Annotated in this window: 15 protein-coding genes; 8 read left to right on the forward strand and 7 right to left on the reverse strand. The window is 67.6% G+C overall.

The window, feature by feature from the left end:
- The first annotated feature begins 57 nt into the window (after positions 1 to 57).
- The 3 genes from pssA to rimI are packed head-to-tail and all read left to right on the forward strand — an operon-like array spanning position 58 to position 1,810.
- Positions 58 to 837 (forward strand): CDP-diacylglycerol--serine O-phosphatidyltransferase, encoded by a 780-nt coding sequence (gene pssA, locus ACTT2I_RS01025; protein WP_088432076.1) that lies wholly within the window; start codon positions 58 to 60, stop codon positions 835 to 837.
- Positions 834 to 1,316 carry a hypothetical protein gene (locus ACTT2I_RS01030; protein ID WP_421100226.1) on the forward strand — a complete coding sequence of 161 codons (483 nt, stop codon included), beginning with the start codon at positions 834 to 836 and terminating at the stop codon, positions 1,314 to 1,316. The genes pssA and ACTT2I_RS01030 overlap by 4 nt, the downstream gene beginning before the upstream one ends.
- On the forward strand, positions 1,313 to 1,810 hold the full coding sequence (gene rimI / locus ACTT2I_RS01035; RefSeq protein ID WP_070426579.1) for a ribosomal protein S18-alanine N-acetyltransferase: 498 nt from the start codon (positions 1,313 to 1,315) through the stop codon (positions 1,808 to 1,810). The genes ACTT2I_RS01030 and rimI overlap by 4 nt, the downstream gene beginning before the upstream one ends.
- A 15-nt stretch (positions 1,811 to 1,825) precedes the next feature.
- Here rimI and ACTT2I_RS01040 read toward each other — a convergent pair whose 3' ends face one another.
- From ACTT2I_RS01040 to ACTT2I_RS01060, 5 genes are all read right to left on the reverse strand, one after another.
- Entirely contained in the window at positions 1,826 to 2,650 is an 825-nt protein-coding gene (locus ACTT2I_RS01040; protein ID WP_421100298.1) for a DMT family transporter, read from the reverse strand.
- Positions 2,651 to 2,791: 141 nt separating this feature from the next.
- Positions 2,792 to 5,560 (reverse strand): valine--tRNA ligase, encoded by a 2,769-nt coding sequence (locus ACTT2I_RS01045; RefSeq protein ID WP_421100225.1) that lies wholly within the window; start codon positions 5,558 to 5,560, stop codon positions 2,792 to 2,794.
- 43 nt (positions 5,561 to 5,603) lie between these two features.
- Positions 5,604 to 5,792 carry a YqaE/Pmp3 family membrane protein gene (locus ACTT2I_RS01050; protein WP_088432079.1) on the reverse strand — a complete coding sequence of 63 codons (189 nt, stop codon included), beginning with the start codon at positions 5,790 to 5,792 and terminating at the stop codon, positions 5,604 to 5,606.
- Between the two features lie 45 nt (positions 5,793 to 5,837).
- Positions 5,838 to 6,263: a DNA polymerase III subunit chi gene (locus ACTT2I_RS01055; RefSeq protein WP_019182556.1), complete on the reverse strand. Its 426-nt coding sequence runs from the start codon at positions 6,261 to 6,263 to the stop codon at positions 5,838 to 5,840.
- 85 nt (positions 6,264 to 6,348) lie between these two features.
- A complete protein-coding gene (locus ACTT2I_RS01060) occupies positions 6,349 to 7,827 on the reverse strand; it encodes a leucyl aminopeptidase (protein WP_088432080.1) in 1,479 nt (492 codons plus the stop codon).
- Positions 7,828 to 7,931: 104 nt separating this feature from the next.
- Between ACTT2I_RS01060 and lptF the strand changes: the two genes are divergently transcribed.
- Together lptF and lptG are read left to right on the forward strand one after the other, a co-directional pair.
- Positions 7,932 to 9,011: an LPS export ABC transporter permease LptF gene (lptF, locus tag ACTT2I_RS01065; protein WP_286915902.1), complete on the forward strand. Its 1,080-nt coding sequence runs from the start codon at positions 7,932 to 7,934 to the stop codon at positions 9,009 to 9,011.
- Positions 9,008 to 10,117 (forward strand): LPS export ABC transporter permease LptG, encoded by a 1,110-nt coding sequence (lptG, locus tag ACTT2I_RS01070; protein WP_019182553.1) that lies wholly within the window; start codon positions 9,008 to 9,010, stop codon positions 10,115 to 10,117. The genes lptF and lptG overlap by 4 nt, the downstream gene beginning before the upstream one ends.
- A 646-nt stretch (positions 10,118 to 10,763) precedes the next feature.
- Here the strand turns inward: lptG and ACTT2I_RS01075 are convergent.
- Positions 10,764 to 11,252, reverse strand: a complete 489-nt coding sequence (locus ACTT2I_RS01075) for an RDD family protein (RefSeq protein ID WP_088433912.1) — start codon at positions 11,250 to 11,252, stop codon at positions 10,764 to 10,766.
- A gap of 59 nt (positions 11,253 to 11,311) precedes the next feature.
- On the opposite strand from ACTT2I_RS01075, the gene xerD reads away from it, so the two are divergent.
- Positions 11,312 to 12,289 carry a site-specific tyrosine recombinase XerD gene (gene xerD, locus ACTT2I_RS01080; RefSeq protein WP_088433913.1) on the forward strand — a complete coding sequence of 326 codons (978 nt, stop codon included), beginning with the start codon at positions 11,312 to 11,314 and terminating at the stop codon, positions 12,287 to 12,289.
- 106 nt (positions 12,290 to 12,395) lie between these two features.
- Complete coding sequence (locus ACTT2I_RS01085) at positions 12,396 to 13,187, forward strand: thioredoxin fold domain-containing protein (RefSeq protein WP_421100224.1); 792 nt, start codon at positions 12,396 to 12,398, stop codon at positions 13,185 to 13,187.
- 89 nt (positions 13,188 to 13,276) lie between these two features.
- Here the strand turns inward: ACTT2I_RS01085 and ACTT2I_RS01090 are convergent, their stop codons facing one another.
- Positions 13,277 to 15,385: a glycosyl hydrolase family 18 protein gene (locus ACTT2I_RS01090; RefSeq protein ID WP_421100223.1), complete on the reverse strand. Its 2,109-nt coding sequence runs from the start codon at positions 15,383 to 15,385 to the stop codon at positions 13,277 to 13,279.
- Between the two features lie 290 nt (positions 15,386 to 15,675).
- Here ACTT2I_RS01090 and purL point away from each other — a divergent pair, with 290 nt between their 5' ends.
- The gene (gene purL / locus ACTT2I_RS01095) at positions 15,676 to 19,560 is read left to right on the forward strand and encodes a phosphoribosylformylglycinamidine synthase (RefSeq protein WP_421100222.1); all 3,885 of its coding nucleotides are present in this window, start codon (positions 15,676 to 15,678) and stop codon (positions 19,558 to 19,560) included.
- Positions 19,561 to 19,702 lie beyond the last annotated feature (142 nt).

Genomic DNA, 19,702 nt, shown 5'->3' on the forward strand with positions numbered 1-19,702 from the left:
GGGGCAGAACCGCGATTGCAGCACCCCGGGCCGGTGCTGGCAAGCTAAACTGGCCGCATGGATCAACTGAAACCCCCGCCGCGCTCGCGCAGCATTTACCTGCTGCCCAACCTGTTCACTACCGCAGGCCTGTTCGCCGGCTTCTACGCGATCATCGCCGCGGCCAACGGCGACTTCGTCAACGCCGCCATCGCCGTGTTCGTCGCGGCGGTCATGGATGGCCTGGACGGCCGCGTGGCCCGGCTGACCGGGACCAGCAGCGAATTCGGCGTGCAGTACGACTCGCTGGCCGATCTGGTCAGCTTCGGCATGGCCCCGGCCCTGGTGATGTACCACTGGTCGCTGTCCTGGCTGAAGTTCGACGACCCGGTGCTCGGCCGCGTCGGCTGGGCGGTCGCCTTCCTGTATGCCGCCTGCGCTGCATTGCGCCTTGCCCGCTTCAATACCCAGGTCACCGTGGTCGACAAGCGCTGGTTCATCGGCCTGGCCAGCCCGGCCGCGGCCGGCCTGATGATGTCCTTCGTCTGGGCCTTTGCCGATGGCAACCTGGGCTGGGACGGCAACCAGCTGCGCTATGTCGCCCTGGGCGTGACCCTGGTGTCGGCCCTGCTGATGGTCAGCCGGATCCGCTTCTGGAGCTTCAAGGGCAGTGGCGAGAAGGGACCGCGCGCGGACCGCGTGCCGTTCCTGGCGCTGGCCCTGGTACCGATCGCCATCGCGATCATGGTCATCGATCTGCCGCGCGTGCTGTTCGCGGTGGGCGTGGTGTATGCCCTGTCCGGCCCGTGCTACTGGGTGTGGCAGCGTACCCGCAAGACGGTCGAGCCGAACGCGTGAGCGGCCAGGCGCTGCCGCCATTGTGGTCGCCGGCGCAGCAGTCCTGGCTGCAGGCCATGGGCTACACGGTATTCGTCGATGGCAGTGTCGCGCCGGAAGCGTCGGTGGCGCCGGAGGTCGAGCTGCGTGTGGCCCCGGTTGCCGAGCCGCCGGCGCCTGCGCGCCCCTCGCGCCCGCCAGCGCCGGCGGATGAGCCGTCAGCGGCACGGCGCAGCGCCCCGCGCACGGTGGAAGAACAGGCACCGGCCCGTCCGTCGGCGGCCACGCCGGCACGCGCCAGTGGCGGGCGCCGCGCGGCGGTACGGATGCCCGATCGCCTGCAGATCGCCCTGCTGCGCGCCTCCGGCTGCAACCCGGCCGAGCCGGATACCCAGGCCTTGATGGCCAGCTGGAACTTGGATGAACTGCGCAGCAGCGCGGCCGCCAAGCGTGCGTTGTGGCCGCAGCTGCGCGCCCTGCGCAAACGGGGCCGCCCGTGAGCGCGGTGAGCTCGCCGCGGCCGTTGTCGCTGCGCGCGCTGCGCGAAAGCGACCTCAATGCGGTGATGGCGATCGAAGTGCGTGGTTATCCGTATCCGTGGACCCGCGGCATCTTCCAGGATTGCCTGCGGGCCGGTTATCCCGGCCTGGCGATGGAAGAGGACGGCCTGCTGATGGGCTACGGCCTGCTCAGCATCGCCGCCGATGAAGCCCATATCCTCAATATCTGCGTGGACCCGCTGTGCCAGTCGCGCGGTCACGGTCGTCATCTGCTGCGCGCGCTGGTAAAGCTGGCGCGTGACCACGGTGCGCACCGCGTGTTCCTGGAAGTGCGGCCGTCCAATACCCCAGCGGTGGCGCTTTACCATAGCGAAGGATTCAACGAGATCGGTCGCCGGCCGCGTTATTACCCGGCTCGCGAGGGGCGCGAGGATGCGCTGGTGATGGCGATCGAACTGGTCGACGACGATATCCAGGTGATGCCGCCGCTCTGACGGCGTGGGGTGGCACTACGCCATCCGCAGCAGCACCGCGCCGAGCAAGATCAGGCCGGCGGCGATCCAGCGCTGGCCGGTCACGCGTTCGCGCAGCAGCCAGGCCGAGATCAGGATCCCGAACAGGATCGAGGTTTCGCGCAGTGCGGAGATCATCGCGATCGGCGCGACCGTCATGGCCCACAGCGCCAGCCCATATGAGACCAGCGTGCCGACACCACCGATGATGCCGTAGCGCCAGTTGCGGCGCGCGTAATCACGCAGCGCGCCGGCCCGGGTACATAGCGCCCACAGCGGCAGGGGCAGCCCGGAGAGGAGGAACAGCCACAGCGTGTAGCTCACCGCGGCGCCCGAGTGGCGTGCGCCCCAGCCATCGACCAGCGTATAGGTGGCGATGACGCCGGCATTGAGCAGGGGCAGCCACAGGTGCTGGCGTGAGGTGCCGCGGGTCATGCACAGGATGCCCAGGCAGATCAGCGCGATCCCGCTCCAGGCGATCCAGGTCAGGCGCTCGCCGAGGAACAGTGTGCTGACCAGCGCGACCAGGATCGGCGCGCAGCCGCGCATCAGCGGGTAGGACGCGCTCATGTCCGTCAGCTGGTAGGTGCGGGCGACCAGCAGGTAATACCCGACCTGGAGGAGCGTGGAGGTCGCCAGCCACGGCCAGCTCTGCGGCGCGGGGGCGGGCAGGAACGGCAGGCCGATCGCGGCGATCACCGCCGCCGAGCCGGTGACCAGCAGCGTGGTCATCAGCTTGTCGGTGCCACGTTTGACGATCGCGTTCCAGCTGGCATGCAGCAGGGCGGCGAACAGCACGATGCAGAAGATGGACAGCGACATCGTGTCGGCGGTCATTCATTCCATGGGCGAACCCGCATCATGCCGCAGATGCGCGGACATCGCGCCCGAAACCGCTCGGGCGGGCCCTGCATGCACTATGGACTGGGTAGAGCCACGCATGGCGTGGCTCTACCCGGGCGCTTACAGCTTCGCGCGCTGCGAACGCAGGCCATCCAGCTGTGCGGTCCACTCGACCAGGCGCACACGCTCCTGCTCGACCACCGCCGCCGGCACCTTGTCGGTGAACTTGGCCAGCTTGGTCTCGCTCTTTTCCTTCTCCGATTCCACCCGGGCGATTTCCTTGTCCAGGCGCGCGCGCTCGGCGCCCAGATCGACCAGGCCCTCCAGCGGCACCAGCAGGGTGAGATCGCCCACGATCGCGGCGGCCGCCGGGGGCGTGTCGCTGCCGTTGGCCAGCCACTCGATGCGCTCCAGCTTGAGCAGGAACGACAGCGAGGAGGTGAAGCGGGTCATGCGTGCGCGGTCGTCGTCGGTGCCGCCCTGCAGCAGCAGCGGCACCAGCTTGGACGGCGGCACATTCAACTCGCTGCGCACGCGGCGCAGGGCGTTGACCATCGACTTCAGCCATTCCACGTCGGCCTCGGCGCGGGCGAAATCACCGGCGAACTCCTCGGCGGTCGGGTACGGCCGCAGCGAGATGGTGTCCTCGGTGATGCCCAGGCGCGGGGCGACCTGGCGCCACAGCTGCTCGGTGACGAACGGGGTCAGCGGATGCAGCAGGCGCAGCAGCGCTTCCAGCACGTACAGCAGGGTGTGACGGGTGCTGTTGGCATCCTCGGCGTCGGCCCCGTTGAGGGCCGGCTTGGTCAGTTCCAGGAACCAATCGCAGAACTCGTTCCAGGCGAACTCGTACAGGCACTGTGCCAGCAGGTCGAAGCGGTAGTTGGCGTAATGCGTCTGCGCTTCGGCCGAGACCGCCGCCAGGCGCGCGAGGATCCAGCGCTCGGCATCGGTCCGCGGCTGCGGCACGCCGGTGAAGCTGCCACCCTCGGTGTTCATCAGGGTGAAGCGGCTGGCGTTCCACAGCTTGTTGCAGAAGTTCTTGTAGCCCTCGGCGCGGTTCATGTCGAACTTGATATCGCGGCCATGGGTGGCCAGCGCGGCGATGGTGAAGCGCAGCGCATCGGCACCGTGGGCGATGATGCCCTCGGGGAATTCGCGGCGGGTCGCCTTCTCGATCTTCGGCGCATCCTTGGGCTTCATCAGGCCGGTGGTGCGCTTGGCGACCAGGTCCTCCAGCGAAATGCCGTCGATGATGTCCAGCGGGTCGAGCACGTTGCCCTTGGACTTGGACATCTTCTGACCCTGCGCATCGCGGATCAGGCCGGTCATGTAGATGTCCTTGAACGGAATCTTCCCGGTGAAGCTGTCGGTGGCCATGATCATGCGGGCCACCCAGAAGAAGATGATGTCAAAGCCGGTGACCAGCACCGCCGACGGCAGGTAGCGCTCGAAACCGCGCGCTTGCATGGCCTGCTCGTTCGGCCAGCCCAGCGTGGAGAACGGCCACAGCTGCGAGGAGAACCAGGTCTCCAGCACGTCGCTGTCCTGGTGCAGGGGGAGGTCGGCGGCGAGGTTGTTCTTCGCGCGCGCTTCGGCTTCGTCGCGGCCGACATAGCAGTTGCCTGCAGCGTCGAACCACGCCGGAATGCGGTGGCCCCACCACAGCTGGCGGCTGATGCACCAGTCCTGGATGTTCTCCATCCAGTGGCGGTAGGTGTTGATCCAGTTGGCCGGGACGAACTGGATGCTGCCGTTCTCGACCAGCTCCAGGCCGCGCTTGGCCAGCACGTCCATCTTCACGAACCACTGGTCGGTCAGGTACGGCTCGATCACCTGCTGGGTGCGATCACCACGCGGCACCTGCAGCTTGTGTGCCTTGGTCTCCACCAGGATGCCCAGGTCTTCCAGCTCGGCCAGGATCACCTTGCGTGCTTCGTAACGGTCCAGCCCGCGGTACTTCTCCGGGGCGTTGTCGTTGATCGCCGCCTCCGGGGTGAACAGGTTGATCATCGGCAGGCTGTGGCGCAGGCCGACCTGGTAATCGTTGAAATCGTGTGCCGGGGTGACCTTGACCACGCCGGTACCGAACTCGCGGTCGACGTAATCATCGGCGATCACCGGAATCTCGCGATCGGTCAGCGGCAGTTTCACCATTTTGCCGATCAGGTGCGCGTAGCGCTCATCGTCCGGGTGCACCATCACCGCGGTGTCGCCCAGCATGGTTTCCGGGCGCGTGGTGGCCACGGTCAGGGTGCCGCTGCCATCGGCCAGCGGGTAGCTGATCGACCACAGGAAGCCGTCTTCCTCCACGCTCTCCACTTCCAGATCGGAGATGGCGGTCTTGAGCACCGGATCCCAGTTGACCAGGCGCTGGCCACGGTAGATCAGGCCCTGCTCGTGCCAGCGCACGAAGGCCTCGATCACCGCTTCGGACGGCTGCGGGTCCATGGTGAAGGTGCTGCGCGACCAGTCGCTGGAGGTGCCCAGGCGGCGCATCTGGCGCTCGATGGTGTCACCGGACTGCGCCTTCCACTCCCACACCTTTTCGATGAAGCCGTCGCGGCCCAGCGAATCGCGGGTCTCGCCCTGGCCGGCCAGCGCCAGGTTGCGCGACACCACCATCTCGGTGGCGATGCCGGCGTGGTCGGTGCCCACCTGCCACAACGTGTCGTAGCCGCGCATGCGGTGGTAGCGCACCAGCGCATCCATCAGGGTCTGCTGGAAGGCATGGCCCATGTGCAGCGTGCCGGTCACGTTCGGCGGCGGCAGCAGGATGGTGTACGGCTCGCCCTTGCCGGACGGCTTGAAATGGCCGGCCTTCTCCCACGCGTCGTACAACGCGGTTTCAAAGGTTTTGGGGTCGTAGCTGGAGGCGAGTTGGGTCATGCGGGAACCAGGATCGAATACGGAAGGTGGGGGTGCCGGAAGCTCAGCGCCCTAAGGCGCGACGGATCTTCTGGTCGGTATGGAACTGTGAGACCGCGTAGGCGGCCCAGATCGCGGCGGGCAGCCAGCCGATCAGCGTGATCTGCAGGATCAGGCAGAGGATGCCTGCGATCGGGCGGCCGATGGTGAAGAAGGCGAACCAGGGAAAGATCAGGGCGATCAGCAGGCGCATCAAGGGTCTCCGGGGGCGGCGGCGACCGGACGGGCGCCGCGCGGGTTACATGTCGTACTTGTTCAGGTCAAAGCCCAGCGCCTTGTACTGGCGCCAGCGCTCGCGCAGCGGTTCGCGCGCTTCCGGGTCGGCCGGGACCACTTCCAGCACGCGGTCGCAGGCGGCCAGGTAGGGGTCGTCACGCAGGTTGATCACCAGCGGCCGGGCCGGGGCCTCGGTACCGGGGACGGCGATCAGCACCAGCGCCTCTTCCTCGTCCATGTCTTCGCCGGCGATCTGGTGCGGGATATAGGCATCGTTGTCGAACGCCCACAGCAGTTCGTCCAGCTCTTCGGCCTGGGCCTGGTCGCGCGCCAGCACCAGGGTGAACAGCCCGGCGTCGTTGGCCTTGCGGGCCAGTTCACAGACCAGCCGCAACGGCTCGGTCAGGAAGCGGGGCTTGGCGATCAGGTAGAAATCAGCACGGGACATGGCAGGGCCTGGAGCGGAGGGAGAACCCGGCGCCAGGCCGGGCGGGATCGCGGCCACCGATGGGCGGCCGCGATCGGGCAGGACATCAGGCGCGGGCGACCTGGTCCAGCAGCCACTGGCTCAGCAGGCCAACCGGGCGACCGGTGGCCATGCCACGCTTGCCTTCATCGCTGGCCACGCCGGCGATGTCCAGGTGGGCCCAGCGCTGGCCTTCGGCGAAGCGCGACAGGAAGCAGCCGGCGGTGATCGCGCCAGCCCAGCGGCCGCCGATGTTGTAGATGTCAGCGAAGCTGGAATCCAGCATCGGCTGGTACTCGTCCCACAGCGGCAGGCGCCAGGCGCGGTCGAACACGTGCTCGCCGGCGGCCAGCAGTTCGTTGGCCAGGTCGTCATGCTTGGTCATCAGGCCGGCGGTCTGGTGGCCCAGGGCAACCAGGCAGGCGCCGGTCAGGGTGGCCACGTCGATCAGCGCGGCCGGCTCGAAGCGCTGCGCGTAGGTCAGGGCGTCGCACAGGATCAGGCGGCCTTCGGCGTCGGTGTTGCCCACTTCGATGGTCTTGCCCGACATCGAGGTGATCACGTCCGAGGGGCGGTAGGCATTGCCGTCGATGGCGTTCTCCACCGCCGGCACCACCACCACCAGGTTCAGCGGCAGCTTGGCCGTGACGGCCGCGACGAAGGTGCCGATGACGTTGGCGCCACCGCACATGTCGTACTTCATTTCCTCGATGCCGCCCTGGGTCTTCAGGTTGACGCCACCGGTATCGAAGGTGATGCCCTTGCCGACCAGCACGTAGGGCTTGGCGTCGCCACCGTTGTTCCACTTCAGCACGACCAGGTGCGGGCGGTTGGCCGAACCACGGGCCACGGCCAGCAGCGAGCCCATGCCCAGCGCTTCCATCTGGTGCTCGTCCAGGATCTCCGCTTCGGCGCCTTCATGGGCCTGGGCGAACGCGACCGAGGATTCGGCCAGGTAGGCCGGGGTGCAGACATTCGGCGGCAGGTTGCCCAGCTCGCGGGCGTACTGCACGCCGGCGGCGATGGCCTGGCCCTGGGCCAGGGCTGCGGTGTCCGTGCCGGCGATGGCCAGCGTGGTCAGGCCGGGCTCGTCGGCCTTCTTCTTGCCCAGCGTGGCGCTGTAGCGGTAGGCGGCGTGGTCGGCGGTGATGATGGCCTGGCGGATGTTCCAGGCGGCATCGCGGCCCTTGACCTCGATCTCGGTCAGGGTCAGCAGCGCGTGGTGGTTGACCCCGCTCTTCAGGGCGCGGCTGGCATCGCCGACCGCCTTGAGGTACTGCGGCACGCCGAATTTGGCCGGCTCACCCAGCCCGACCACCAGCACGCGTGCGGCGCTGACGCCGGGCAGATCGTGCAGGAGGGTGGTGTTGCCGGTCTTGCCGCCCACGTCGCCGCGGGCGACCAGGGCCGACAGGCGGCCACCGGATGCGGTGTCCAGGGCCTGTGCCGCCGGGCTCAGGGTCTGGTCGGCGTAGGCGCCGACGATGACGCAATCGCACTCGGCCGAGGCCGGCGCTGCGTGGTTCAGGGTGAATTCCAGGGCCATTGATCAGATTCCGTTGGCAAATCCGTACAATCGCGAGCTGTTTACGTCCCGTCAGTAGACTGGGCAGCACCGCGAACGAATCCGAGAGTTTAAACCACCGCCCCATGTCGAAGCTCGATCGCTATCTCCTGCGTGATTTCGTCCAGAGTTTCCTGGCCACCCTGATCGTGTTGCTGGTGGTGAGCGTCGGTGGTGTCCTGGTGGACATCCTCGGCAACATCGCCGACGGCCGCCTGCCTGCCCGCCTGCTGTTCTCCCAGCTGGGCCTGCAGTTCATCGTCTATATGCCGCTGATCCTGCCGCTGGCGCTGATGCTGGGCCTGCTGCTGGCCACGGCCCGGCTCTACCGGGATTCGGAAATGGCGGTCATCACCGCCATCGGCGTCGGTCCCAAGCGCCTGCTGCGCCCGCTGCTGATGCTGGTGTTGCCGGTGGTCGGGCTGATCGCCCTGTGCTCGCTGTGGCTGGGCCCCTGGGCCGACCGCACCGGCGAGACGATGATCGACGAGGCCAACCGCAGCGTGGTCATGGCCGGCCTGGAAGCGGGCAAGTTCACCTCCCTGCCCAATGGCGGCGTGGTCTACCTGTCCTCGGTCTCCCCCGACGGCACCCAGCTGGGCAAGGTCTTCCTGCAGCGCCAGAAGGAGGACCGCCTTGAGGTGATCTCCGCCGATCACGGCCGGATGTACTTCGAGGGTGCCAAGCAGCGCTACCTGGAACTGGACGACGGCCACCAGGTCGAAGGCCCGGCCAATGGCGCGCTGGACTACAAGCTGATGACCTTCGCCCGCAACGACGTGGCCATGCCCGACGGTGCCGAGACCCGCAAGGACGACGATCCCGAACTGCTGCGCACCACCCAGCTGTTCGGCGATGAACGCCCTGAAGCCCAGGCTCAGCTGCACTCGCGCATCGCCCCGCCGCTGATCGCGCTGGCTTTCGCCCTGATGACCCTGCCGTTGGCCCGCAGCTCGCCGCGCCAGCAGCGCTACGGCCGGATGATGCTGGCCTTCCTGGCCTACATGGTGGGCATGAACCTGATGTTCATCGGCACCCGCTGGATCGCCGATGGCAAGATCCCCGCCGTGGCGGGCCTGTGGTGGCTGACCTTGCCGTTGCTGGCCCTCGCCCTGTGGATGTACTTCCGCGACGGCAAACTGTCGCGTCCCCGGAGGACCGCATGAACGTGTTGCGCCCCATGCGGTTTGATCTATACCTGGGCCGTGCCGTGTTCGGCACCGTCCTGCTGACCTGGGCAGTGCTGGTCGGCCTGGACGTGGTGATGGCCTTCTCCGGTGAGTTCAAGGACGTGGGCAAGGGCAGCTACACCCTTGGTCACGCCGCCGCCTGGGTGCTGTACACCGTGCCGCGCCGTGCCTATACCTTCTTCCCGACCGCGGCCGTGATCGGCGCGCTGATGGGCCTGGGCCAGCTGGCCGCCACCTCCGAGCTCACCGCCCTGCGCGCGCTGGGCCTGTCGCGCAAGCGGCTGAGTGTCTCGGTGGCGATCGCGCTGTCGCTGATGACCGCGGTGATGGTGTTCAGCGGCGAAACGCTGGGCCCGTGGGGCCAGAGCAAGGCCGACGACATCAAGATCAGCGCCAAGTGGGGCAGCAGCCTGAGCGCGGCCCGCTACTCCGGTGTATGGGCGCGCGAAGGCGATACCTTCCTCAACGCCCAGAGCGGCGACGAGCAGCTGCAGGCCGGCGGCGGTACGCGCCTGATCCTGCACGATGTGCGCCTGTACAAGATCGCCGACGACGGTCGCCTGGCATCGCTCACCTATGCCACCACCGCCGAGCATGGCGCCGACGGCTGGGTCCTGAACAAGGTCCGCCGCGACACCTTCGGTGAGCGTTCGGCAACGCGCGAGACGGCTGAGTCCGAGCCGTGGGATTCACGCCTGGATGCGGCGGCGCTGGCCAGCGGCATTTCCAAGCCACGCAATCTGACGGCGATGGATCTGCGCACCAGCATCGAGTACCGCAAGCGCAATGGGCTGGACGCGCGCGATTACGAGGATGTGTACTGGAGCCGCTGGTTCTATCCGATCAATGTGCTGGCGCTGTGCCTGGCGGCGGTGCCGTTCGCGTTCGGTTCGCTGCGCAGTGGCGGCATGGGCAAGCGCTTGTTCCTGGGCATTCTGTTCGCGCTGGGCTTCTGGTTGCTGCAGTTGTTCTTCGGCCGGATGGCGGGTGCGTTGAAGTTCGATTATCGGATTGCGTATGCGTTGCCACCGATCGTGATGATGGTGGTATCCGGGTTGTTGTTCCGGCGAAAGTCGGGCTGATTTTTCCGCTCGAGCGGAAGATGTCAAACGCTGCAAGAGCCAAAGACCAAAGCCAAAGCGGCCACCATGTTCTCTCAGGCTAGGCGCGACGGGCTCACCATTCCGGGACCCGCCGCAAGTACGTCCCTGTAGGCTCGTGTGCTGCCATCCATGGCAGCACACGGTCCCGGCCTGGTAATCCCGCCGCGCCTCCGATCGTGTGCTGGTGGGGAGGGGAGAGCAGCCGGGCATGGCCCGGCTCTACCCGTTCTGATGGAATGCGCAGGCGCCTTTGCTCGTGTCGAATCCTGTTGGTCGAGCGGCAGAGCGGCAGAGCGGCGAATGAATTTATCGATTGAGCCAACGTTCGACTTCGCGATGAAGGTTGCGCTCCTTGAGGCATCTTGATCGCGACACTCGGTGTTCAGCGCGATACCTCAGGCACGCAGTAATTCCGCTTCTACCAACCGCATTACGTGATCTGTCAATGCGGAGAGGCGCAGCCCATTTCAGGACCGTAGTGCGCCATGGATGGCGCACTACGAGCCTACAGGGACGTACTTGCGGCGGGTCCAGAAATGGGTTGCGCCTCTCCGCAAACACAGAGAAAACAGAGACGCTGCCGTTTTGCGTTTTGCGTTTTGCGCATTGCGGTTGGCAGTTGCCTTCAACGCTTCGGCAACCGCACAACCCGTGTCCCGCTGGCCCGGTCATGCCAGGTCAGCCGCTGCCGATCCACCAGCGCCCACCAGAACCCCAGCCCGGCCGCCAACACCGACAGCGACCCCACCGCATAGCGCCGCCACAACTGCCCGCGCGTCGGCACCGTGCCGTCCAACGACACCACCCGCAACCGCCACGGCCGCATCCCCAGCGTCTGCCCACCACGACGCCAGCTCATCGTCGCGTACAGCCCCGTCACCACCCAGCAGCACGCCCACAACGCCCACTGCCATGCACTGAACGGTGCGATGTTCTCGCGCTCCGCATGGCCGCTCAACGTGTAGATCGCCACGAACACCGCACCGAGCAGCATCCACAACGCCAGCGCCGGGAAGAGGTCGTACAACAGCGACAACAACCGCCACAGCAGCAACGATGCAGGGCGATCAGCAGCAGGGGACGACAGCGCGGTATCGGTCATGTTCCGGAGCATACCCGGCCCGCCGCCCGCGTTCGATGGCCCACGCGTGTTCCGCTCCGTATGCTGTCCACATGTCCGACGCCACCACCCCCGCCCTGCGCCGCCAGCTTGTCCAGCACCTGCCCGCGCTGCGCGACGACGACAACGTCCGCATCCAGCGCTTCCTCGACACCGCCTGGGCCGAACACGGCCTGGCCCGGGCCAGCCTGGACAGCTACCGGCGCGATCTCGAAGGTCTGGCGCGCTGGCGTGATGGCGCCACGGGGGGCTTGGCCGGGCTCGACCGCGCCGCGCTCTTCGATTACCTCGCCTGGCGCTCGCGCCATGGCTGGTCGCCACGCAGCAACGCCCGCCTGCTCTCCGCCCTGCGTGCCTTCTTCGCCGATGCCGTGCGCCGCGGCGAGCGCACAGATGACCCCAGTGCGCTGCTGGACCCGCCCAAGCTGCCGCGGCTGCTGCCCAAGGCGCTGGCCGAAAGCCAGATCGACGCCCTGCTGGCCAGCCCTGACATCGAGACGCCGCTCGGGCTGCGCGACCGCGCCATGCTGGAGCTGATGTATGCCGCGGGCCTGCGCGTGAGTGAACTGGTCAACCTGCCAGCCAATGCCGTCAACCTGCGCCAGGGCGTGCTGCGCGTGACCGGCAAGGGCAGCAAGGAGCGGCTGGTACCGCTTGGGGAAGAATCCCAGCACTGGCTTGAGCGTTATCTGGGGGAGTCGCGGCCGCAGCTCACCGGCAAGCGCAACGTGCCGACGCCGCAGGATGGCGCCGTGCCGATGTTCCTGGAGCCCTCGCTGCACCCGCTCAGCCGCCAGCAGTTCTGGGGACTGGTGAAAAAATACGCGGTCCTGGCCGGGATCGATCCGGTCAGGATCAGCCCGCACGGCCTGCGCCACAGCTTTGCCACCCATCTGCTCAACCGCGGCGCCGACCTGCGCGCGCTGCAGATGCTGCTGGGCCACAGTTCGCTGTCCACCACCCAGATCTACACGCTGGTCGCCCGCGAACACCTGCAGAAACTGCACGCCAAGCACCACCCGCGCGGCTGAGGGGGCGGGCAGAACCGGGCCGCGCGTCACCGTTCCACTGCGGTCCAGCTGCGTGAGCAGGCAGCTGTGCGAGAATCCAGCCTGACCTCTTACACCGGAATGCTCGATGCTCCGTGTTGCCATTGCGGCGCTCTTCGGCGCGCTCAGCCTGACTGCCTGCGCGCAGCAACCGTCCGCCCCGGCGGCCAACTCCACTGCCGCCGCCCCGGCCCCGGCCCCGGCCGCTGCCGGTGATGCCGACCAGCGCGTGCGCACCGCGCTGCAGCAGCTGGATCCGACCTTCAAGCCCGATTTCATCGGGGCCGCGCCGTTTGCCGGTTTCCGCGAGGTGCTGGTCGGCGGCCAGGTGCTGTACGTCTCCGATGACGGCCGTTACCTGATGCAGTCCCAGCCGTACGACATCCAGAACAAGGCGCCGGTGAGCAGCCAGGGCCTGCTCAGCTACCGCCGCAAGCTGCTCGATGGCGTGCCGCACAACGAGCGCATCGTGTTCGCTGCGCCGAATGCGAAGTACACCGTCAGCGTCTTCACCGACATCGAGTGCGGTTACTGCCGCAAGCTGCACCAGGACATCGCCGAGCTCAACCGCAACGGCATCACCGTGGAATACCTCGCGTTTCCGCGCATGGGCCTGGGCAGCCAGGACTACACCGACATGATCTCGGTCTGGTGCGCGGCCGATCGCAAGCAGGCCTTGACCGCGGCCAAGACCGGCAAGGCGGTTACCCCGAAGAACTGCACCAATCCGGTGGCCATGCAGTACAAGCTTGGCCAGCAGATGGGCGTCAACGGCACGCCGGCGATCTTCGCCGCCGACGGCACCCAGCTCGGTGGCTACCTGCCGCCGGCCCAGCTCAAGGCGGCGCTGGAGCGCGTCTCGGCAGGCGGTAGCCGCTGAAACAGAACGCCCCGGCCAGGCCGGGGCGTTTTTTTCACTCGGCGGGAGCGCCCTGCTCGATCAGCGGGGCCGCGTCCCGCGCCACGGCATCACTTCAAGCCGTCGCTGATCGCCTTGGTCAGGGTGCCCTGCGCATCATCGCCACTGAACTCCCAGAAGAACGCACCGCCCAGGCCCTGTGTTTTCACATAGCCCATCTTCTCGGTAACCATCGCCGGCGTGTCCAGAGTCCAGAACGTGGTGCCGTTGGAGATCCACGTGGCCTTGGCGACGTTGTCGGTGTAGACCGGCCAGTTGAGGTTCTTCAGCACCTTCCAGTCTTCGATGCCGGCTTCGTAGGTGCCCGGTGCAGCCCCGCTGGCGCTCTTGTAGAGGCCGTTGTTGCCGCTGGCCACACCGGTCCAGCCGCGCCCGTAGTAGCCGATGCCGAGGTTCAATTTGCTGGCCGGCACCCCGCGGCTGAGGAAGGCCTCCATCGCATCATTGCTGTTGTAGAACTTCTGGTCACCGGTGGAGGGATCGGCCGGTGAATCGAATAGCGCCGAGTGATGGTTGGTCTGCGGATCCCACGCGCCGTGGAAGTCGTAGGTCATCACGTTGATGAAATCCAGGTACGGGTGGTAGCTGGCCGGATCGGTCACGCGGATCTTGTCCACGCCTGCGCCCACGGCGACCGTCAGCAGCAGGCCCGGCCGCACCGCATCGAGCTGGCGGCGGAACTCGGCCAGCAGCGCGGTGAAGTTGGCGTTGTCCGCCGGCGTGCCGCAGCTCAGCCCGCAGGCCACCGGGTACTCCCAGTCGATGTCGATGCCATCGAACACGCCGAGCGCGGCACCTGCGCCGCCCGCACCGTCGGCGACCGGCAGGTTGCCCTTGATGTAGGCATCGATGCACGAGGCCACGAACGCCTGCCGGTTGGCCGGCTGCGCCGCGCTGGAGAAGCCGCGCGACCAGGTCCAGCCGCCGAGCGAGATCAGCACCTTGATGTTCGGGTGCTTGGCCTTGAGCTGCTTGAGCTGGTTCCAGTTGCCGCGCAGCGGCTGGTCCCACGTGTCGCCCGTGCCACTGACGCTGTCGCCGGCAGCGAAGGATTTGCCATAGTCGGCATACGCATCACCGCCCACGCCGGTGTTCGGGTCGGAGGCCTGGGTCACGCCCACTTCGCAGCGGTTGTTGCGCACATTGCCGAAGGCATAGTTGATGTGCGTCAGCTTGGCGGCCGAGCCGCTGGTGTCGATGTTCTTGACCTGGTAATTGCGGCCGTAGATGCCCCATTGGGTGAAGTAGCCGATCACGCGTTTGTTGCCGCCGCCGCCGCCGCCGGCGGCCGTGGTCACGCTGATCGAGCCGCTCTGCGCCGAGGCGTTGCCGGCGTTGTCGCGCGCGCGCACGGTGTAGGTGTAGGCCGTGCTCGCGGTGAGGCCGCCATCGGTGTACTGGGTGGCACTGGGTGAGCCGACCAGACTGCCGTTGCGGTACACGTCGTAGCCGGCCACGCCGCTGCCGCCGCTGTTGTCGGTGGCGGCGTTCCAGGCCAGGTTCACCGTGGTGGCGGTCCTGGAAGGTGAGGCCAGCCCACCCGGCACGCTGGGCGGGGTGGTGTCGTTGCTGGCCGCGGTAACGGTCACGCTGACCGTGGCCGAGGAGGTCACCGCGTTGTTGTTGTCGGTGGCCACCGCCTTGAAGGTGTGGCTGCCGGCCGAGGCGTTGCTCCACACCACGCTGTAAGGCGCGCTGGTGTCGATGCCCAGCGAGGTGCCGCCACGGAAGAACTCGACCTTGCTGATGCTGCCGTCGGTGTCGCTGGCATTGGCGCTGACGGTGATGCTGCTGCCAGCGGTGAAGCTGGCCCCGGCCGTGGGCGAGGTCAGTGCGACGCTGGGCGGCTGGTTGCTGCCGCTGCCATCGCAGGCGCCCAGGTTGGTGTAGTAGGGCGCACCGGCCGGGTGGTCGGGCGGGGCGTTCCAGATGTCCTGGTTGGCGCGGTACAGCACGCCGCCTTTCTGCAGGGTCTGGCCGGCCAGGTAGATGGCCGCGCCGTTCCATTCGGGTACCCCGGTACAGTTCGCGGCCTGCACCAGCGTGGGGGTGCCAGCGGCAGCGGCCAGGGCCAAGGCGAGCAGCCAGCGCTGTCGGCGCGGCAAGAGGGCGGGGGAGGAAAACGATGTCACTGCACGGCGCGCAATCGGGTCTGGCATGGTCGGTCTCCGATCAGGTGGGCGCATGCCGCCGGGATGGCGGCATGCGTGCAGCAGGTCCGGGCGCCGGTGAGAGAGGCCGGCAACGACATGGGGGACGGACAGCACCGGGCACTGGGCCAGGTGGTGATAACGTTGTCATGTAATTCCGGCGCAATCCGTGAACCAGCGCATGGTTCGGGCGTGAACGCCCCTGGCCCCCTGCTTGGGCGGCCGATCCCCCGGGCCGGGCCGCGGCGGCCGAGTTGGGTACAATAGTGGGCCCCGTTCCCAACCACGGTTCCCCGGACATGATGGTCCTCGAGGGCGCATCCGCCCTTTCGCCGTTCCGCCGCGAACGTCTTGAATCCCGCCTGCAGTCCCTGGCCGCCGATCTGCGCATCACCGGTGCCTGGCATGTCTACTTCATCCAGACCGAGGGCGATGCGGCCCCGGACCCGGCGATCCTGAGCCGGATCCTGGAAGCCCAGCCGGACCTGGCCGGGCGTGAGGACGGGGCGGTGTCGCGCTTCGTGGTGCCGCGGTTGGGCACGCTGTCGCCGTGGTCGAGCAAGTCCACCGAGCTGGTCCGGGGCGCCGGGCAGCCGATCCGCCGGGTCGAACGCGGCCTGCGCATCGATCTGGCCGGCTGGCCGGCCGACGCGGCTGCGCAGGAGGCGGTGATCCGCGCCCTGCACGACCCGATGACCCAGTCCGTGCTGGCCGAGACTGCCCAGGCGCAGGCGCTGTTCAGTGCCCCGGCCCGCGGTGAGCTGGAACGGATCGCCCTGGATGACCTGGAGGCAGCCAACAGCCGCCTCGGCCTGGCCATGGCCCAGGACGAGATCGACTACCTGCGCCAGCGCTTCGGCGAACTGGGCCGCAAGCCGTCGGACGTGGAACTGATGATGTTCGCCCAGGCCAACTCCGAGCACTGCCGCCACAAGATCTTCAATGCCAGCTGGACCATCGACGGTGCCGACCAGTCGCACTCGCTGTTCCGGATGATCAAGAACACCCACCAGCAGACCCCGCAGCACACGTTGAGCGCGTACAGCGACAACGCCGCCGTGGTCGCCGGTTTCCCGGCCGCGCGCTATCGCCCGGACCCGGCCACCGGTCAGTACCGCAGCGAAGCCGTGGTCGATTCGGCGTTCTGCATCAAGGTGGAAACGCACAACCACCCGACCGCGATCGCCCCGTTCCCGGGCGCGGCCACCGGTGCGGGCGGCGAAATCCGCGATGAAGGCGCGACCGGCCGCGGCGGCAAGCCCAAGGCTGGCCTGACCGGGTTCTCGGTCTCGCACCTGCGCATCCCGACCCTGCCGCAGCCGTGGGAAGCGCCGCGCGCGCTGAACCCGCGCATGGCCCCGGCGCTGGACATCATGCTGGACGGCCCGCTCGGCGGCGCTGCGTTCAATAATGAATTCGGCCGCCCGAATCTGCTGGGCTACTTCCGCAGCTTCGAACTGCCTGAAGGCGAGGGCCTGACCCGCGCGTACGATAAGCCGATCATGCTGGCCGGTGGCCTCGGCGCGATCGACCAGAACCAGGTCGAGAAGCTGCGCCTGCAGCCTGGCGATGCGGTGATCGTGCTCGGCGGCCCGGCGATGCTGATCGGTCTGGGCGGCGGCGCCGCCAGTTCGGTGGCCTCCGGTGAAAGCGCTGAAGACCTCGATTTCGCCAGCGTGCAGCGCGACAACCCGGAAATGGAGCGTCGCTGCCAGGAAGTGATCGACCGCTGCGTCGCCCTCGGCTTGGACAACCCGATCCGCTGGTTCCATGACGTCGGCGCGGGTGGCCTGTCCAACGCGATTCCGGAATTGCTGCACGACTCCGGCGTGGGCGGTGTGATCGATCTGGGCAAGGTGCCCACCGATGACCCGTCACTGTCGCCGATGCAGTTGTGGTGCAACGAATCGCAGGAACGCTATGTGCTCGGTGTGCCGCAGGCGCGCCTGGCCGAGTTCGCCGCGCTGTGCGCACGCGAGCGCTGCCCGTTCGCCGCGGTCGGTGTCGCCACCGCAGAAGAGCGGCTGGTGGTGGCCTATGGCGCGACCGTGGGCAACACCCCGGCCGATGCCCCGATCGACCTGCCGATGGACGTGCTGTTCGGCAAGGCGCCGAAGATGCACCGCGACACCGTGCACCCGGCGGCGCCGCGCTGGCCGGCGCTGAAGACGGCCGGGCTGGACCTGCATGAAGCGGGTCTGCGCGTGCTGGCGCATCCTTCGGTGGCCTCGAAGAACTTCCTGGTCACCATCGGTGACCGCAGCGTCGGTGGCCTGACCGCACGCGAGCAGATGGTTGGTCCGTGGCAGCTGCCGCTGGCCAACGTCGCCATTACGCTGGCCGGTTTCGACACCGTGGCCGGTGAAGCGATGGCGATCGGCGAGCGCACCCCGCTGGCCCTGCTGGATGCGGCCGCCTCGGCGCGCATGGCCGTCGGTGAAGCGATCACCAACCTGTGCGCGGCCCCGGTCGATGCACTGGAAACGGTGAAGCTGTCGGCCAACTGGATGGCTGCGGCCGGCCATCACGGTGAAGACGCGCTGCTGTATGACGCGGTGCGTGCGGTCGGCATGGAGCTGTGCCCGCAGCTGGACCTGAGCATTCCGGTCGGCAAGGACTCGTTGTCCATGCAGGCGCAGTGGCAGGCCGACGGCCAGGCGCACAAGTCGGTGTCGCCGGTGTCGCTGGTGATCTCGGCGTTCGCGCCGGTTGCCGATGCCACCGGCCAGCTGACCCCGCTGCTCGACCGTGACGCCGACAGCGAGCTGTGGCTGATCGGCCTGGGCGCCGGCAAGCAGCGCCTGGGCGGCTCGATCCTGGCCCAGGTGCACGCCGACCATTCCGCACTGCCGGCCTTTGCCGGTGCCGTGCCGGATCTGGACGACGCACAGCGCCTGCGCGCCTTCTTCGAACTGATCCGCGATGCGCGCCAGGCCGGCCTGCTGCTGGCGTACCACGACCGCAGCGATGGCGGCGCGTTTGCCGCGCTGTGCGAAATGGCCTTTGCCTCGCGCCTGGGCCTGGACATCACCCTGGATGCCTGGGGCGATGATCCGTTCCGCAGCCTGTTCAATGAAGAGCTGGGTGCGGTGGTGCAGATCGCCAAGGAAGACCGCGCCGCGTTTGCCGATCTGGTCGAGCGTCATGCACTGACCGAATGCGCGCAGCGCATCGCCCGCCCGACCACCGCACCGGTGGTGCGCGTCTCGCTGCAGGGCGAGAGCCTGGTGGAGTGGCGCTGGGAGGCGCTGTTCGACGCCTGGTGGTCGGTCACTCACGCCATGCAGAAGCTGCGCGACAACCCGGACAACGCCGACCAGGAGCGTGCCATCGCGCGCAACTTCAACGCGCCGGGCCTGAAGCCCAAGCTGACCTTCGATCTCAACGAAGACGTGGCGATGCCCTTCATCAACACCGGCGCGCGCCCGCGCGTGGCGGTGCTGCGCGAGCAGGGCGTCAATGGCCAGATCGAAATGGCCAACGTCTTCGAACGTGCCGGCTTCAGTTCGTTCGATGTGCATATGAGCGACCTCATCGAAGGCCGTGTCGCGCTGTCCGATTTCACCGGCCTGGTTGCCTGTGGCGGCTTCAGCTACGGCGACGTGCTCGGTGCCGGCCGCGGCTGGGCGACCTCGGTGCTGGAGCGCAGTGCGCTGCGCGATGCCTTCGCCGCGTTCTTCGCCCGTGAGGACAGCTTCGCGCTGGGCGTGTGCAACGGCTGCCAGATGATGAGCCAGCTCAAGGACATCATCCCCGGTGCCGAGCACTGGCCGCAGTTCCGCCGCAACCGCAGCGAGCAGTTCGAAGCGCGCACCGCATTGCTGGAAGTGGTGGAATCGCCGTCGATCCTGCTGCGCGGCATGGCCGGCTCGCGCCTGCCGGTCGCGGTGGCGCATGGCGAGGGCCAGGCGGTGTTCACCAATGCGGTCGATCAGGCAGCGGCGCGCGTGTCGCTGCGTTACATCGATGGCGACGGCAATGTGGCCACCCAGTACCCGCTGAATCCGAACGGCTCGCCCGACGGCATCACCGGCCTGACCACCACCGATGGCCGTACCACGATCATGATGCCGCACCCGGAGCGCACCCCGCGTGCGATCAACCACAGCTGGCATCCGGAAGATTGGAACGGTGATTCACCGTGGCTGCGGATGTTCCGCAACGCAAGAGTATGGTGCGGCTAATACTGCGCACCGCCTCAAAATCGAGGCAGTGAATATCGCGTGAAGAAGCCGCCGGCATGTCCGGCGGTTTTCTTTTGTATGCCCGACAACATGATCGGTGCCAATGAGTTACATCGCGTTACAACGTGAAAACGCGTTATGG

The sequence above is a fragment of the Stenotrophomonas sp. PUT21 genome, assembly GCF_052232875.1.
In the GTDB taxonomy this organism is placed as follows: Bacteria; Pseudomonadota; Gammaproteobacteria; order Xanthomonadales; family Xanthomonadaceae; genus Stenotrophomonas; species Stenotrophomonas maltophilia_N.

Excerpts from the sequence above, each read along its gene's own strand:
- lptG (WP_019182553.1), top strand. The coding sequence starts at position 9,008 with ATGAACGTGTTGCGCCCCATGCGGTTTGATCTATACCTGGGCCGTGCC.
- purL (WP_421100222.1), top strand. The coding sequence starts at position 15,676 with ATGATGGTCCTCGAGGGCGCATCCGCCCTTTCGCCGTTCCGCCGCGAA.
- ACTT2I_RS01085 (WP_421100224.1), top strand. The coding sequence starts at position 12,396 with ATGCTCCGTGTTGCCATTGCGGCGCTCTTCGGCGCGCTCAGCCTGACT.
- ACTT2I_RS01045 (WP_421100225.1), bottom strand. The coding sequence starts at position 5,560 with ATGACCCAACTCGCCTCCAGCTACGACCCCAAAACCTTTGAAACCGCG.
- xerD (WP_088433913.1), top strand. The coding sequence starts at position 11,312 with ATGTCCGACGCCACCACCCCCGCCCTGCGCCGCCAGCTTGTCCAGCAC.
- pssA (WP_088432076.1), top strand. The coding sequence starts at position 58 with ATGGATCAACTGAAACCCCCGCCGCGCTCGCGCAGCATTTACCTGCTG.
- ACTT2I_RS01055 (WP_019182556.1), bottom strand. The coding sequence starts at position 6,263 with ATGTCCCGTGCTGATTTCTACCTGATCGCCAAGCCCCGCTTCCTGACC.
- ACTT2I_RS01060 (WP_088432080.1), bottom strand. The coding sequence starts at position 7,827 with ATGGCCCTGGAATTCACCCTGAACCACGCAGCGCCGGCCTCGGCCGAG.
- ACTT2I_RS01075 (WP_088433912.1), bottom strand. The coding sequence starts at position 11,252 with ATGCTCCGGAACATGACCGATACCGCGCTGTCGTCCCCTGCTGCTGAT.
- ACTT2I_RS01040 (WP_421100298.1), bottom strand. The coding sequence starts at position 2,650 with ATGTCGCTGTCCATCTTCTGCATCGTGCTGTTCGCCGCCCTGCTGCAT.
- lptF (WP_286915902.1), top strand. The coding sequence starts at position 7,932 with ATGTCGAAGCTCGATCGCTATCTCCTGCGTGATTTCGTCCAGAGTTTC.
- ACTT2I_RS01090 (WP_421100223.1), bottom strand. The coding sequence starts at position 15,385 with ATGCCAGACCCGATTGCGCGCCGTGCAGTGACATCGTTTTCCTCCCCC.
- ACTT2I_RS01050 (WP_088432079.1), bottom strand. The coding sequence starts at position 5,792 with ATGCGCCTGCTGATCGCCCTGATCTTTCCCTGGTTCGCCTTCTTCACC.